The organism is Bacillus sp. 9.4 (assembly GCF_055486415.1).
In genome coordinates this window covers 193,234-205,865 of the sequence record NZ_JBVFMU010000003.1, presented here as the reverse complement: position 1 = coordinate 205,865, position 12,632 = coordinate 193,234, and the positions used below count along the sequence as shown (strand labels likewise).

Below are 12,632 nucleotides of genomic sequence, written 5' to 3'. Positions count from 1 at the left end.
GTCTTTGACAAATGAATGAAGTTTTTTACACTGAACCGTTTAGCGATCATCGTCGCGATCAAATTAATCTTGCCACTGTAGGTGGATCAATTTCCTTTGATCTAAGGGGGAATGCATGCTTTCACTTCCCAACAGCTGAGGCGAGAAATGAGTATCTTTCTCTCAAGTCTAAAGAGAAAGGATGTGAAGCCAAATGAAGAAGGAAATTAAACTGCTCAAATTAGAACTGCGTAATTTTAAGGGAATTAAACATTTTACTCTTGATACTCAAGGTGAGAACGTCAAGGTCTACGGTGATAATGCAACAGGAAAAACAACTTTGTTTGATGCTTTTATTTGGCTCTTATTCGATAAGGACAGCCAAAACAAAAAAGATTTTCAGATTAAAACTCTAACAAAAGAAAACAAGCCTATTAGCGGACTGGATCATGAAGTCAGCGGCTTGTTTTTGATCGATGGAGCTGAATTGTCTCTGAAAAAGGTGTACTCCGAGAAGTGGACAAGAAAGCGGAGTAGTGCTGAAGCAGTATTCTCTGGACATACCACTGACTATTTTATTAACGAAGTGCCATCAAAGAAAAAAGAGTTTAATGATCGAGTCAGCTCAATTATTGCAGAAGACAAATTTAAACTCATTACTTCTCCATCATTCTTCAATGAGCAATTGAAATGGCAAGACAGACGGAAGATTCTACTTGAGATTAGCGGCGATGTAACAGCCGAGGAAGTATTCAGTAAAAACCCTTCTGTGGCTGCCCTGGAAAGCATCTTAAAGAAACGGTCGCTTGAAGAGCATAGAAAGGTGATCGCGGGAAAACAGCGTGAAATAAATAAACAGCTCGATGCAATACCGGTAAGAATCGATGAAATCCAGCGCACAGTCGAAGATACATCTGGTCTAGATGAACAAGAATTACATGACGAGATAAATTTTCTTCAAAAAGAAGTTGAGTCATTGGAGGAGAAACTTCGTTCAGCTCGTAATGGTGAAGCTATTTCTGAGAAGAGGAAAGTAATTCTCCAGCTGCAGAATGATCTTCAGGAAATCAAAAATGATCATCAGGATAAAGAATACAAAAAGATCAATGAGATTAAAGAGCAGCTATACCCTGTGAAAAGCAGGATTGATGAAATTTTAATGGAGATTAAATCGAATCAGCAGCAGTTATTACTTGAAAAAGACAATTTGGATCGATTAAATACGGAAATCGAGTCGCTGCGCCAGAGTTGGTGCGACAAGAATGAGGAGACGTTTGATCAACATCAAACTGAATGCCCTACATGCGGCCAAGAATTACCGAAAGAAAAAATCGATCAAGCCATTGAAAAATTCAATTTTCATAAAAGCCAAGCTTTAGCTGAAATCAATGAAAAAGGCAAGTCGGTTAAGAGTCAAAAAGAAAAGTCTGAGGATGCTATTCAGGAATTAGAGTCTGCAATATCTAATTTACAGGATGCCTATAAGAGTGAAGAAGAAACTTTATTATCACTTGAAAAAGAATTGGAGTGCGCACAAAACAATAGATTGGATATTTCAGCGGATCCAATTTATCAAAATAAACAAGCTGAAATCGAGACCATCCAGAAGGAGATTCAGGACTTAGAATCTTCCACGGATCAAGCCGTTCAATTGATTAAGGATGATATCACCAGTAAAAAACAAGAGATTCTGCTGCTTCAAAAAGATCAAGCGAAAATTGAGCACGTAAGGCATGTTAATGATCGAGTAAGACAGCTTGAGCAAGAACAAAAAGAGTTAGCAGAACAATATGAACAGCTACAACATCAACTCTATTTGACTGAGGAATTTGTTCGCACTAAGGTGAATCTCCTCGAAGAAAAGATAAACAGTAAGTTTAAATATGCTCGCTTCAAACTCTTCAAGGATCAGATCAACGGAGGACTTGAAGAGACGTGTGAAACCCTTTATGAAGGTGTGCCGTATTCGTCCGGCTTAAATAATGCTGCACGCATTAATGTTGGACTGGACATTATTAACACACTTAATGCTTACTACGGAATCACTGCTCCTATTTTCGTTGATAACTCTGAAGCAGTGACGAAATTGATCAACACAAATTCACAGATCCTCAGCCTGATTGTTTCCGAGAAAGATAAACAGCTGCGGATTGAATTAGATGATAGCTCGCTCATTCCAGTAGATTGTGAGGTAAGTGAATGAGTGAAATTGTCACAGTAACAGTTGTTAGGAGTAAAGGTTGGGAAGATCTACGCCGTGAAACCTTGCTTATAAATGGCAAAGAAATCATGCATGTGGGTCCGCTTTCTGAATGTCCAGAGGACGCGATTTTAGAAAGAGATTTAGTAGGACCCTCCGACTTTGCTGATCTGCTTGAAGATTTCTTGATTGAGCATAAAGGAAAAAAAGTGAAATTTGTGTACGAAGACGAGGAGGATTCAAATGAGTGAACAAAATGAATTAATGACTAAGCCCGTTGAGTTTTCAGTAAACGGTGAATCCGTGAAGCTTACAGGAAAAACAGTAAAGAATTTTTTGGTTCGTGGAAACTCCGATGTAACTGATCAAGAAGCGGCAATGTTTATAAATCTTTGCAAGTATCAAAAACTCAATCCGTTTTTAAATGAAGCTTACCTTGTGAAATTTAAAGGCTCACCGGCTCAAATGATTGTTGGTAAAGAAGCATTTATGAAGCGTGCAGAGAATAACGAGCAGTTTGAAGGGTTTAAAGCTGGGATTATCGTTGAGCGTGAAGGAGATATGGTTGAAATAGAGGGTGCAATCAAGCTTCCTAAGGATAATCTAATTGGAGGATGGGCTGACGTTTACCGTGCGGATAGGAAGCAACCAATTTCAGTGCGTATAAGCCTGGATGAATTCAGCAAAGGACAATCCACGTGGAAGACAATGCCCTTAAATATGATTCGAAAAACAGCAATAGTAAATGCCCTGCGTGAAGCTTTCCCTAATAACTTAGGGAATCTATACACAGAGGAAGAGGAGCAGGCTAACGATGATATACCAGCTGAAGAACGGGTGCGCCGTGAGGTAAATGAAAAAGCGAATGCAGAGGTTATCGATATCGAACCAATTCCGGATCCACAAACAGAACAGCCGGAGCCCCAACCAACAAAAAAAGATGAGAAGCCCTCAGTCTTTGAATCGGACGGGCCAGACTTTTGATTGAAATTACAGCCCTGTCATCGAGCAGTAAGGGGAATTGCTATCGGGTTACCGATGGTAAGACCCCGCTTCTGTTGGAATGTGGTATCAACTTTAAACAAATGCAGAAGGGGTTTCAATATAAAATGTCTCAATTCGCTGGCTGCCTTGTTTCTCATGAGCATGGGGATCACTGCAAAGCAATTAAGGATGTTCTGAAAGCCGGCATTGATTGTTACATGTCTCCTGGGACGGCCGGAGCAATTGGCATTTCTCATCACAGAATAAAGCCTGTGCGCGCTAAACAGCCGTTTAAAGTTGGTTCTTGGTCTATTATGCCCTTTGACGTGCAGCACGATGTGGCGGAGCCGTATGGCTTTCTGTTGGCTAATAAGGATGGTGACAAGCTTCTGTTTGCCACTGATACCTATTACATCAAATATAAGTTTCCAGGACTCACTCACATTATGGTGGAATGCAATTACTCGAATGAAATACTGAACGAAAACATCGAAAGCGGCCGTACACCGCCATTTATGAAAAGACGACTCTTACAGTCGCACTTCAGTTTAGAAAACGTAAAAGAGTTTTTGAAGGCAAATGACTTGAGCAGGGTTCAGGAAATTTGGTTACTGCATCTTTCTGAATCAAATAGCGACGAGGAGCTTTTTAAAGAAGACATCATGAAATTGACTGGAAAGGTTGTTTATATACCATGACTGACAATGACTTAATTGCGGTTCCTTACCCATATTGTTTTGTGTCATTAGCGATGAATGTTGCTCCAGATATGCGTAAGGATACTTTGTCAATGTACATTTCAGCATATTTCAAGAAATATGAGCCTCATTTATTGGTAGTAGCTATAAAAGGAAAATACGCTATTTGCCGACGTGTATAGCATTTAAAGAAGGAGGGAGGGTGTATGTCTAAAGGATGGATTAAACTGCACAGAGATATACAAGATCACTGGCTTTATGGAGAAAAACGGACCTTTTCAAAATATGAAGCTTGGCTTGATCTAGTAATGCGTGCGAATCACAGGCCAAACAAAATTGTTCTCGGAAATGAACTGATTGAAGTTGAAACAGGTCAGTTAATAACTTCACTCCGGAAGCTAGGTGAGCAATGGTCATGGTCCAATACTAAGGTGAATCATTTTCTGACACTCCTATCAAATGACGGGATGATCACATATAAAAAAGACACAAAAAAAACGCTCATAACCATTGTCAAATATGAACTTTACAGTGGTAACGAGACTAAAAAAAGAACACATAAAGAACACGAAAATGACACGGAAGAAACACAAAAACATACAAACAAGAAGTTAGAGAATTTAAGAATTAAAGAACTAGAAGATAAGGAGCAGCCAGAACAGCAGGAGGATGACCAAATGAATGCATTTGTGTTTTATGAAAACAACTTCGGTGGCACATTGAATAGCTTTACAGGGCAATTAATTGGCGAAATGGTGGATGAATACGGCAATGAAAAGGTCATTGAAGCAATGAAAGTGGCTCTCTCAAACGGAGTGAGAAACATGAATTACGTCAATCGAGTTCTTGTAAATCAGGCATCGAAAGGAGAAAAGCAGAATGCAAAGCATGGCCGACACCTTAAAGTCGTTGGAAAAAGCAAATCCAGCACTAGCAAAGAAACTGAGAGACTCGAAGAGGTTGCAAGAAGAAAAGGTTTATCCGGACAGATACGAGACACTTACTGTGATTTCTGATTCATGCCCTTATGGAAAATGTGATGGTTCAGGGCTTATCTGGGTTATTGATCATCATGAGAAAAGAGAATTCATGAAAGAGTGTCAGTGTAGGGAAGACAAAAAACTTGCGAATAAGTTGTTAAATGCCCAACTGCCTGAAGAGTTTAAAGATGCGACTCTTAAGTCATTTAATATCAATATTTATGAAAAAGCAGAATCAAAAGAAAGGGCAGCAAAAGCAAAACGTGCCGCTATTAATTATGTTCGTAAATTCGATATGATGCGAGACCAAGGCAAGGGTTTATATCTTTTCAGTGAGGAAAAAGGGAGCGGGAAAACGCGACTAGCTGCGAGCATCCTTCATGCAATCACAAAGGTATATGACAAAGAAGATCCTCCTTTAAAGATCCTGTATTCATCAGCAGCTGATTTAATAGGAGAAATCAAAAGTACATTCAATGCAGATTCAAAAGTTAAAAGTACGGATATCATAGACGCTGCTAAAAACGCTGACTTGGTGGTCCTTGATGATATTGGGGTGGAAAAAGTGAGCGAATTTGTTGAAGAAACGTTCACTCGTATTCTTGATTTTCGACTCCAAAACAAAAAGCCGACGATCATCACCAGTAACTTGAGTATTGATGATCTCGATACCATTTATAAAAAAGGTCGTATCAGCAGCAGAGTTGAAAAGTTAGCATTCCCTATCATTATGCCAGATGAAAAGATACGCAAAAAAATAGCTGAACAAGAAAACGAGGCATTACTTCTTGAACTATACGAATAAGGAGAGATACCATGTGCAACATTTGCAATGAAAAAAGAGTGTACGGGCAGCACAAGGATCTGGGAAGGCCGACACATATCATATTCGGACCATGTCCGAAGTGCACCAAAACGGATAATACAAAACGAGATTTAAAGCCTTTAATTGATAGGCTCGATCGAATGATTGCAGAAGCAAAAGCAAAGTCTGCATAAACCAACTTTCTAATAGAGAGGAGCACTTAAAATGCCTTCAAATGTAACGAAGACGGCAATAGATGAGCGGCAAGAGTTTTTAACGAACGAGCTTATCAAATATGGCCAATATGAATCGGAGGACGGACGCGAGCTGGACGAACTATCTTTACCGGATCTGGAGTGGCTGCATATTAACGTTAAATGCAAGTTTGGCCGTGAAATGTCCTTCGAGGAGGGAGATTGATGATCGGCGCTCTCCGCTCCTTATCATTCATTATCATGAACGCAGATTTAATAATGACGGAAATTGAGCAGCTGGAGGCAGCTGACGGGAGGTAACAGTATTGATCAGTTTTACAATTTACGGCGAGCCGGTAGCGCAAGGGAGACCGAGAGCTACTACGCTTAATGGTATGACCAGACTGTATGATCCAAAGAAATCAAGGGACTTTAAGCAATATGTGAAGCTGGCCGCTTCAGATTATCGTCCAGCTAAATTGCTAGAAGGACCACTTGAATTATCTGTAAAGGTTTATAAATCCACATTGAAAAGCTTCAGTAAGAAAAAAACTGCAGAAGCAGAACAAGGGCTGTTAAGGCCGAGCAAAAAGCCAGATGTTGATAACTATATAAAGGGCATCAAGGACGGCTTAAATAAGGTTATTTGGCATGATGACAGCCAAATAGTAGACCTTCATGTCAGCAAGTTTTATAGCCAAAAACCAAGAATTGAAATACAGGTAAAACCACTATCACAAGAGGAGGAACAGCTATGTCTTTCGTTGATTTCAAAGGATTAGTAAAAAAGGTGAATCATAAACCTAAAGGTATCACTGAAGTTGTTGTGGAGGTTTCAACTAAAGAACTTGGAAACAACATTCAAAATTTAGCTGAAATGATTGATAGAGAAGTAGAAACACAACTTGAATCTGAAGTAATTCAATACACAGTAGAAATTAATACTAAAACAGATCGACCTATTACAAATTACACAGTGGATCAAAATGGCATCGTAAATGTCTCTGATCCAGAACCGGAACAACTTGAGGCAGATCTCGGACTTCCTAAAGAAAAGCCTAAAATCGAAGAAAAATCAATGGAAATTGAGCGAGTAATCGTTGATTCTTTCATCACTGAAGGTATGGCTCCCACTCTTGATGGATTCCCTGAAAATATTGCTGAAATTGCGAAACGCCGGATTGAAGGTGAATCATACAGCAAACTGGCGAATGAGCTTGAAATGTCATCTGGTGTCATTGTGGACCTCATTAACGAGTACAGAAAAGAGGTTGCTCCGCTTGCTGTAGCCTGGTGGGATTGGAAGCAAGATCAAGAAGCTGAGGCTGAGCCAATGGAGAAAGATGCACCACCTATCCCTCTCGATGAAAGTGAAGAAGCTGATACATCATCCAAGGATGAAAAAGAGCAAGACAACCAGGATGAGGGCGAACACGGAGCGGCTTAATGGTTAAAAGGCAGCGGCGTTGGTATTTGCTGTTTCGCATGGAGGATGGACGAGCCGTCCACCTCTATGAGCCTTTGAGAAAATACGAGCTGCTCCAGCGGCTTAAAAATGGATGGAGGGTTATTGGTGGTCTCAAGGAGAGAGTATCTTATAAAACGTCTTACGGAAGATTTCAGGATGGTTCCAGGACACGGACCTGACTTTTCCCAGATGACAGATGAAGAACTTGAAAAGCAATTGAGATTTTTAGAATCTGCTTTTGAGATGGCTTGGGAAGAAGAAGAAGAGGGCGAGGAGGAAGAGGATATATAAAAAACCGCAGCACAAAGCCCCGGTTTAGTTAATCTCGACAATTAATTATAACACGGGGAGTGCTGCAAAATGAACCGACCTATTGAACTTGAAAACTTACACCAACTTTCCGTTGGAGACTTGATCGAACGAAACAAAATAAAGCTAGTTATTCTTGACGGTAAGGATGGCTGCGCATATTTAGCAGATACACCTGAGTACGGCATTACAAACGTGCATACTCGAGACAATGAATATATAAGAATCCATTTTGACTATGGATTTAAGAAGTAAAGCGGAGGGGACACCCTCTGCAGTTATTGGGGGAGTGTTTATGGCCATGAAAGGCAAATGTCTCAGTTCAGACATTACACCATTAGACAAAGGGCGAGAATACTTCCTCTTCCCTTTAGGAGATAGCCACTATTATGTATCTAAATTTGACAGTGTAAACGCCCATTGCGGAGCTTATGAAAAGAAACATTTTAAAGTCATCGATGCGGGCTTAGGAAAAGAGCCGCCTGCAGGTAATTATGAGCATCTGGATTCTTCAAAGATTTACAGCGCAGAACTTATTTGGATGAAGCCGACTTATGCTCTCTTAGAACCGCTTGGCACATATTATGTTAGGCCGAAGGCTCCAAGGATGACGCACTGCTATTACTTCCATGATAGAGAGTTAACAAAATACGGAGGGATTTTTCCTCTCCATTGGTTTATAAATTTTCAAGAAGTGGATGAAACTCTGCTTGATCAGATAGAAGAGAAAAAGGAGCTGCCGTCAAATGAATGGCAGCAAATGAGCTTGTTCTGAGATAAGGAGGAGCCAATATGAAAGATAGGATACAGAGAATCGAAAATGAGGTCAGGCAGCATATGGGGCTATCTCTGGCCTCAACGGAGTGGTTGATTGATACGGTTAAACAACAACTGGCCGTCATCGAGGAAAACAAACGGCAGGAAGAAATAGCAGTCAATCAGTTCAAGCAGGCTCAGCAAGATATCCGGCGCCTAAGCGGGGAAAGTAGCAGATATAAAAAGGCTTTACAACAAGTTATCAAGAATCTGCAATTCACAATAACAGCTGCTAAAAATGAATTAGAAGGTGAAAATAGTTGATACGAATTTATGAAAAAAGTGATACGCAGTTTAATAACCTGACTGCTGCCTGGTCTAAAATGACTCACCTTGATAAAAACTTGTTTGAAGTGAGCGCCATCATTCTGGCATCGGATCATCAAGAGGAAGAGGCGGAAAAAGTAGCTGCAGCGTTGAAAGGATCAACAGCATCGAGAACGGAAAAATTCACTTCTGTCATGCCTTGTATCATGGTTTGTTTACTGTGCGAAATACAAGTTCCCTCTGGGAAAAATGGATTGATCGGATAGAAAAAATGAAAACTATAAAGGGAGAGATAAGAGTGATCAAAGTAGCAATTAAAGACAAATTAAAACAAGCAGAATTTGAGGCGTCAGGCTTTACAGCTGAAGAAACAGGCAAGCTGTTGGGACAATTGCTTTTCTACATGAAGAGTGAAGCGGTAAAAAGTGTTGATAGTAAGCAGCCTTTACGTGTTCGTGATTTGAATAACAGAAGTATTTCAGATGGGATTGTTCACAAGACAAATATACATCAGGATCCAAAAGCGGATACTGTCCCAGTTGTTCCAAAGAAAACAGTAGCTCGGGTAGAAACACCCCGGCCGCGCCGTGTTGATTTGCTGAATAGTGAGCGGACATTAACAACGCCGTTGGCCGATTTACTAGGGTCCAATCAGAAATTGGATAACGAACCGAAAAAGTATACTTCGACAAGTGAACGGAGTATTTGTAAGACCAAGTTTTCATGTCCATCTTGTAATTTGAAAAAGGACAAACAAGTCCCTAACGGCTATAGATACACTCCTTGTGAGGATTGTGGAACTTTGGTTCGTATTCGTCCAGCAAACCAAACTTGGGGGGCTTTTGATGACGAGGGTTATCAGTACCACGCTGATTCAATTTATATGCCACGCAAAGAGAGTGTGGAGGGCGTGAAGTGAGTGAGGATAAGGAATTAGATCGATTAAAAAGAAAAATTGATCGGCTAATTAAAAAATGCGATAGAAAAGGATATGAGTTTAATGATTTTGAAATAGGGACTATTAGAAGAATAGCCCACGCTGAAAGTATGAATGAGCTCAATTATTTAGTAGGTATTTCAATACAAATGATTTTTGATGAACACAAGATCAGATAAGGAGATACAAAATGAAAAAGACCATATTTGTTTTAGTTGCTGTTGTCACATTGGGGGTTACGATTTTACCAGAAGGCGCATTGGCTGCGTGGTCAGGCTATCAAACAAGCAAGAAAGTACGAGTGTACACAGACGCTACAACATATTCAAAGAGTGCTACATCGGTAGACTGGAAGGCGCAGAAAACTACACCAGGACGTGTTTATTATTCAGCTATGTTAATCAGAACGGATAATTACAGTAATTCAGGAGCGCAGCGGGGTAATTTTACATCGGGTACACCGTTAAAGAAATTCAGCTTATCAAAAACGCGGCCAGGAACATATCAAGTCGTTATTAATCTATACAGTGATTCAAGCGAAAGAAAATACATCGGTACTGCAAGATCAGCAAAAATTTATATTAAGTGAATTTGATAAACTTCGCGGACATCGAACATGCTGCAGTAGCGGTGTGATCGGTGCCCGCTTCTACTATTTAGGAGGTATCATATGCAAGCAGCACAACAGTTGTCATTTATTCCGGAAGTGAATGAAAAGGAAGTGCGAAACACAGTCATCAAGGAACTGAAAACGTATAGATCACTAAAAATTCAAGCTGAGAATAGAAAAGAGCAGAAGGAGAAGGGAGTCATTGGGTTATTCCCGCAACTACGGAAAAGCACTGAATATAATGAGCTGAAGGTCAAGCAGATGGATAGGGCGCTAAAGCACTGCCTTGATCAAGATGAATACAGCATTATAGAAAAGAAATATTTGTCTCCGGAAAAAATAAAGGATCTTGAAATCATGATAGAACTGGGTCTCAAAAGAGATAAGTTCTACCAGGTGAAAAGACAGGCTATATACAACATCGCGACAGCGCTCGGAATAATCTGAGGGCTGTTTTTTTATGTGTATATTATTACCAAACTTTATGCTATAAACTAAAGGTAAGGGGGTATAGAATATGATGAATGGTTGGCTTATAAAATTTTTAAGACCAGAACATGTGTCTGAGTTTTTAGATGGTTCCCTTTTCTTTATGAACACTGGTTATTTTATTGACTTAGAAAAGAATGGTCAAAATAAAGGGATTGGAGACAAGTATGAAGGTTCTCTATTTAAACTTTTAGATCCTAAAAAAAATATAATACAAATTGAAATTGAAGGTGAGTGCCTTACACTTCCTTTTGAAAGGGCATTTTCGACAGAATCAAGAGAGGGGATTCGGTCATTACTCTTAAATTGCTTTACTTTCATAAAATTTGACGGTTTCACCGAGGATTTTAATAATTTTTACCTTGATTATCATGAAGATATCGGTCATGCCTGCAAAGTCAAACCAAATATTTTGGACAGTTTAGAAAAAGAATTTGAAGGGCGTATACCAGTTTGGATACACAATAGTAAACTCTTTATGGAACGATTTGAAGCTGAAACTGAGAATATTCGTTATAGACATGGACCGGTTGTTTATTTTGATGAATTCTCAGATTACCCATTGTCTTTAGAAGAAGTAAAGAAAGACTTTGCTAATACACTTTTTTGTAAAAGGAAGTTCTATGAAAATCAACGGGAATACAGAATTATACTAAAAAACCCAAAGGAATTAGATAATTTTAAAATTAACATTGGTGATTTAAGAGATTGCGCAAAACCATTAGAAAGTGTCCAAGATTTACGAGGGGCATTCTGGTCAATTGAACAAACTGAGGAGCATTCTGTTTAATGAATGCTCTTTTTTGTTGGGGGATAATGAACCGATAAAATACCGACAAAAAGCCGACAAAATGGGGGATAAAATGGGTACTTTTTTCAATCGCGTTTTGTCATACGATAGAAACAAGAAAACGAACGTGAATAACAGTCCAAAAAGGAGATACCTACGGACGCTGATCTTTTGTACATGGAAATTTGTACAGCTGATTAGTGGCCGTTTTTTTATGGCCAAACCAGGAGACGCACCTTTCCTTTATCAAGTGTGCACCCGGATGTATCGAATGACTATGAAGGTCGTTAGCTTCACAGGAGGAGCGACTGGAGTCTATGCAGTATTGCGCGCGATAGTCACGGGGAACGCAAGCGGTGAGATCCCGCTTGCAAGGAAAGTCTTAAACTGGCTCTCCATTTTCTTTGCTTACCTCCTGGGGGAAATCGGCGGGCCACAAATAAATAAAAGCGAATAGCGTAAGGCGGTGCTTATTCGGCAAGGAGAAATAAAAGATGAAGATGAGAGACGTTTTATCTGCTGACACGAAACAGCAGCTTAAAAAAGTGTTAAGTCCCTCAACAAAGGCAGATGAACCTTTGACGAGAAGGGATTGGGAAGAAATCATGGGAACGAGACGTGACACCTTCAGACGTGTAGGCGGCCGGATCCGGAGAAAGTGAAATGATGGGAACAGCCGTCATGTATCGGGAGTATGGCTGCCGGTGCTTTGGAGAGGGATAGGAGCACAAAAACAAAATAAGGGAGGAAATCGGAATGGCTTCATTAAAGGGAGTAAGCGCCAATCCAACAAAACAGAAACACATTTTAGGAGAGGATAAGATCGTTAGAGTTGCAGTCAAAAATGACAATGACTATATTGCAGGTCCTAACCTTATTCCTCAGCGGAAAGAGAGCGGGAAGTGGAAGACTCTTAACGCGAATTCTCCAAACCCACTTAAGCCCGATCAGAAGGATTATGATGATTGGGGCATCAAGGAGATGTTCGACAACAAAAAAGGCACATATCGCTTTAAAGTTGATGTTGAGCGCTATGATTCCAAAGGAGATCCCGTCAAAACAGAAGGAACATTCTATACTGACGAATTTTATATTAAATAAACACC

The 12,632-nt window shown here is 39.9% G+C and carries 24 protein-coding genes; all 24 read left to right on the top strand.

The features are described 5' to 3' along the window. Positions 1 to 11: 11 nt before the first annotated feature. The 24 genes from ACZ07B_RS13065 (at position 12) to ACZ07B_RS12950 (ending at position 12,627) form a co-directional block, all read left to right on the top strand. Positions 12 to 197 (top strand): hypothetical protein, encoded by a 186-nt coding sequence (locus ACZ07B_RS13065; protein ID WP_342412331.1) that lies wholly within the window; start codon positions 12 to 14, stop codon positions 195 to 197. Then, a complete protein-coding gene (locus tag ACZ07B_RS13060) occupies positions 194 to 2,182 on the top strand; it encodes a hypothetical protein (RefSeq protein ID WP_464877293.1) in 1,989 nt (662 codons plus the stop codon). Before ACZ07B_RS13065 ends, ACZ07B_RS13060 begins: the two co-directional genes overlap by 4 nt. Further along, positions 2,179 to 2,430, top strand: a complete 252-nt coding sequence (locus ACZ07B_RS13055) for a hypothetical protein (protein WP_010330164.1) — start codon at positions 2,179 to 2,181, stop codon at positions 2,428 to 2,430. The genes ACZ07B_RS13060 and ACZ07B_RS13055 overlap by 4 nt, the downstream gene beginning before the upstream one ends. Continuing rightward, positions 2,423 to 3,163 (top strand): phage recombination protein Bet, encoded by a 741-nt coding sequence (gene bet / locus ACZ07B_RS13050; RefSeq protein ID WP_044430512.1) that lies wholly within the window; start codon positions 2,423 to 2,425, stop codon positions 3,161 to 3,163. Before ACZ07B_RS13055 ends, bet begins: the two co-directional genes overlap by 8 nt. Then, the gene (locus ACZ07B_RS13045; RefSeq protein ID WP_464877292.1) at positions 3,160 to 3,861 is read left to right on the top strand and encodes an MBL fold metallo-hydrolase; all 702 of its coding nucleotides are present in this window, start codon (positions 3,160 to 3,162) and stop codon (positions 3,859 to 3,861) included. The genes bet and ACZ07B_RS13045 overlap by 4 nt, the downstream gene beginning before the upstream one ends. A gap of 206 nt (positions 3,862 to 4,067) precedes the next feature. Beyond that, positions 4,068 to 4,877, top strand: a complete 810-nt coding sequence (locus ACZ07B_RS13040) for a DnaD domain-containing protein (protein WP_464877291.1) — start codon at positions 4,068 to 4,070, stop codon at positions 4,875 to 4,877. Positions 4,878 to 4,950: 73 nt separating this feature from the next. After that, positions 4,951 to 5,646: an ATP-binding protein gene (locus ACZ07B_RS13035; protein ID WP_464877405.1), complete on the top strand. Its 696-nt coding sequence runs from the start codon at positions 4,951 to 4,953 to the stop codon at positions 5,644 to 5,646. A gap of 11 nt (positions 5,647 to 5,657) precedes the next feature. Further along, entirely contained in the window at positions 5,658 to 5,840 is a 183-nt protein-coding gene (locus ACZ07B_RS13030; protein WP_464877290.1) for a hypothetical protein, read from the top strand. Positions 5,841 to 5,871: 31 nt separating this feature from the next. Further along, the gene (locus tag ACZ07B_RS13025; RefSeq protein ID WP_464877289.1) at positions 5,872 to 6,066 is read left to right on the top strand and encodes a Fur-regulated basic protein FbpA; all 195 of its coding nucleotides are present in this window, start codon (positions 5,872 to 5,874) and stop codon (positions 6,064 to 6,066) included. A gap of 100 nt (positions 6,067 to 6,166) precedes the next feature. Then, positions 6,167 to 6,622 (top strand): RusA family crossover junction endodeoxyribonuclease, encoded by a 456-nt coding sequence (locus ACZ07B_RS13020; RefSeq protein WP_019713086.1) that lies wholly within the window; start codon positions 6,167 to 6,169, stop codon positions 6,620 to 6,622. Beyond that, entirely contained in the window at positions 6,595 to 7,287 is a 693-nt protein-coding gene (locus ACZ07B_RS13015; protein WP_225494314.1) for a hypothetical protein, read from the top strand. The genes ACZ07B_RS13020 and ACZ07B_RS13015 overlap by 28 nt, the downstream gene beginning before the upstream one ends. Positions 7,288 to 7,395: 108 nt before the next feature. Then, positions 7,396 to 7,599 (top strand): hypothetical protein, encoded by a 204-nt coding sequence (locus tag ACZ07B_RS13010; protein ID WP_225494313.1) that lies wholly within the window; start codon positions 7,396 to 7,398, stop codon positions 7,597 to 7,599. Positions 7,600 to 7,668: 69 nt separating this feature from the next. Then, on the top strand, positions 7,669 to 7,872 hold the full coding sequence (locus tag ACZ07B_RS13005) for an XtrA/YqaO family protein (RefSeq protein ID WP_017696757.1): 204 nt from the start codon (positions 7,669 to 7,671) through the stop codon (positions 7,870 to 7,872). 40 nt (positions 7,873 to 7,912) lie between these two features. Then, complete coding sequence (locus tag ACZ07B_RS13000) at positions 7,913 to 8,392, top strand: hypothetical protein (RefSeq protein ID WP_464877288.1); 480 nt, start codon at positions 7,913 to 7,915, stop codon at positions 8,390 to 8,392. A 17-nt stretch (positions 8,393 to 8,409) separates the two neighbouring features. After that, complete coding sequence (locus ACZ07B_RS12995; RefSeq protein ID WP_017696759.1) at positions 8,410 to 8,697, top strand: hypothetical protein; 288 nt, start codon at positions 8,410 to 8,412, stop codon at positions 8,695 to 8,697. Then, the gene (locus ACZ07B_RS12990; RefSeq protein WP_464877287.1) at positions 8,694 to 8,966 is read left to right on the top strand and encodes a hypothetical protein; all 273 of its coding nucleotides are present in this window, start codon (positions 8,694 to 8,696) and stop codon (positions 8,964 to 8,966) included. Before ACZ07B_RS12995 ends, ACZ07B_RS12990 begins: the two co-directional genes overlap by 4 nt. 32 nt (positions 8,967 to 8,998) lie before the next feature. After that, positions 8,999 to 9,619, top strand: coding sequence for a hypothetical protein (locus ACZ07B_RS12985; protein WP_464877286.1), 621 nt, complete (start codon positions 8,999 to 9,001; stop codon positions 9,617 to 9,619). Further along, positions 9,616 to 9,816 (top strand): hypothetical protein, encoded by a 201-nt coding sequence (locus tag ACZ07B_RS12980; RefSeq protein ID WP_464877285.1) that lies wholly within the window; start codon positions 9,616 to 9,618, stop codon positions 9,814 to 9,816. The genes ACZ07B_RS12985 and ACZ07B_RS12980 overlap by 4 nt, the downstream gene beginning before the upstream one ends. 11 nt (positions 9,817 to 9,827) lie before the next feature. Beyond that, a complete protein-coding gene (locus ACZ07B_RS12975; RefSeq protein WP_464877284.1) occupies positions 9,828 to 10,226 on the top strand; it encodes a hypothetical protein in 399 nt (132 codons plus the stop codon). 81 nt (positions 10,227 to 10,307) lie between these two features. After that, entirely contained in the window at positions 10,308 to 10,694 is a 387-nt protein-coding gene (locus ACZ07B_RS12970; RefSeq protein ID WP_326214751.1) for an ArpU family phage packaging/lysis transcriptional regulator, read from the top strand. A 70-nt stretch (positions 10,695 to 10,764) separates the two neighbouring features. Then, positions 10,765 to 11,526 carry a hypothetical protein gene (locus ACZ07B_RS12965; RefSeq protein WP_343311247.1) on the top strand — a complete coding sequence of 254 codons (762 nt, stop codon included), beginning with the start codon at positions 10,765 to 10,767 and terminating at the stop codon, positions 11,524 to 11,526. Then, positions 11,498 to 11,983, top strand: a complete 486-nt coding sequence (locus tag ACZ07B_RS12960; protein ID WP_464877283.1) for a hypothetical protein — start codon at positions 11,498 to 11,500, stop codon at positions 11,981 to 11,983. The genes ACZ07B_RS12965 and ACZ07B_RS12960 overlap by 29 nt, the downstream gene beginning before the upstream one ends. Before the next feature lie 37 nt (positions 11,984 to 12,020). Continuing rightward, positions 12,021 to 12,188, top strand: coding sequence for a hypothetical protein (locus ACZ07B_RS12955; RefSeq protein WP_010330145.1), 168 nt, complete (start codon positions 12,021 to 12,023; stop codon positions 12,186 to 12,188). Between the two features lie 94 nt (positions 12,189 to 12,282). After that, positions 12,283 to 12,627 (top strand): structural protein, encoded by a 345-nt coding sequence (locus ACZ07B_RS12950; protein ID WP_464877282.1) that lies wholly within the window; start codon positions 12,283 to 12,285, stop codon positions 12,625 to 12,627. Positions 12,628 to 12,632 lie beyond the last annotated feature (5 nt).

Coding starts and splice junctions, on each gene's coding strand:
- ACZ07B_RS12950 (WP_464877282.1), top strand. CDS start 12,283: ATGGCTTCATTAAAGGGAGTAAGCGCCAATCCAACAAAACAGAAACAC.
- ACZ07B_RS12955 (WP_010330145.1), top strand. CDS start 12,021: ATGAAGATGAGAGACGTTTTATCTGCTGACACGAAACAGCAGCTTAAA.
- ACZ07B_RS13025 (WP_464877289.1), top strand. CDS start 5,872: ATGCCTTCAAATGTAACGAAGACGGCAATAGATGAGCGGCAAGAGTTT.
- ACZ07B_RS13055 (WP_010330164.1), top strand. CDS start 2,179: ATGAGTGAAATTGTCACAGTAACAGTTGTTAGGAGTAAAGGTTGGGAA.
- ACZ07B_RS13015 (WP_225494314.1), top strand. CDS start 6,595: ATGTCTTTCGTTGATTTCAAAGGATTAGTAAAAAAGGTGAATCATAAA.
- ACZ07B_RS13010 (WP_225494313.1), top strand. CDS start 7,396: ATGGATGGAGGGTTATTGGTGGTCTCAAGGAGAGAGTATCTTATAAAA.
- ACZ07B_RS12995 (WP_017696759.1), top strand. CDS start 8,410: ATGAAAGATAGGATACAGAGAATCGAAAATGAGGTCAGGCAGCATATG.
- ACZ07B_RS13060 (WP_464877293.1), top strand. CDS start 194: ATGAAGAAGGAAATTAAACTGCTCAAATTAGAACTGCGTAATTTTAAG.
- bet (WP_044430512.1), top strand. CDS start 2,423: ATGAGTGAACAAAATGAATTAATGACTAAGCCCGTTGAGTTTTCAGTA.
- ACZ07B_RS13035 (WP_464877405.1), top strand. CDS start 4,951: ATGAAAGAGTGTCAGTGTAGGGAAGACAAAAAACTTGCGAATAAGTTG.
- ACZ07B_RS12975 (WP_464877284.1), top strand. CDS start 9,828: ATGAAAAAGACCATATTTGTTTTAGTTGCTGTTGTCACATTGGGGGTT.
- ACZ07B_RS13030 (WP_464877290.1), top strand. CDS start 5,658: ATGTGCAACATTTGCAATGAAAAAAGAGTGTACGGGCAGCACAAGGAT.
- ACZ07B_RS13005 (WP_017696757.1), top strand. CDS start 7,669: ATGAACCGACCTATTGAACTTGAAAACTTACACCAACTTTCCGTTGGA.
- ACZ07B_RS13040 (WP_464877291.1), top strand. CDS start 4,068: ATGTCTAAAGGATGGATTAAACTGCACAGAGATATACAAGATCACTGG.
- ACZ07B_RS12970 (WP_326214751.1), top strand. CDS start 10,308: ATGCAAGCAGCACAACAGTTGTCATTTATTCCGGAAGTGAATGAAAAG.
- ACZ07B_RS12965 (WP_343311247.1), top strand. CDS start 10,765: ATGATGAATGGTTGGCTTATAAAATTTTTAAGACCAGAACATGTGTCT.
- ACZ07B_RS13065 (WP_342412331.1), top strand. CDS start 12: ATGAATGAAGTTTTTTACACTGAACCGTTTAGCGATCATCGTCGCGAT.
- ACZ07B_RS13000 (WP_464877288.1), top strand. CDS start 7,913: ATGGCCATGAAAGGCAAATGTCTCAGTTCAGACATTACACCATTAGAC.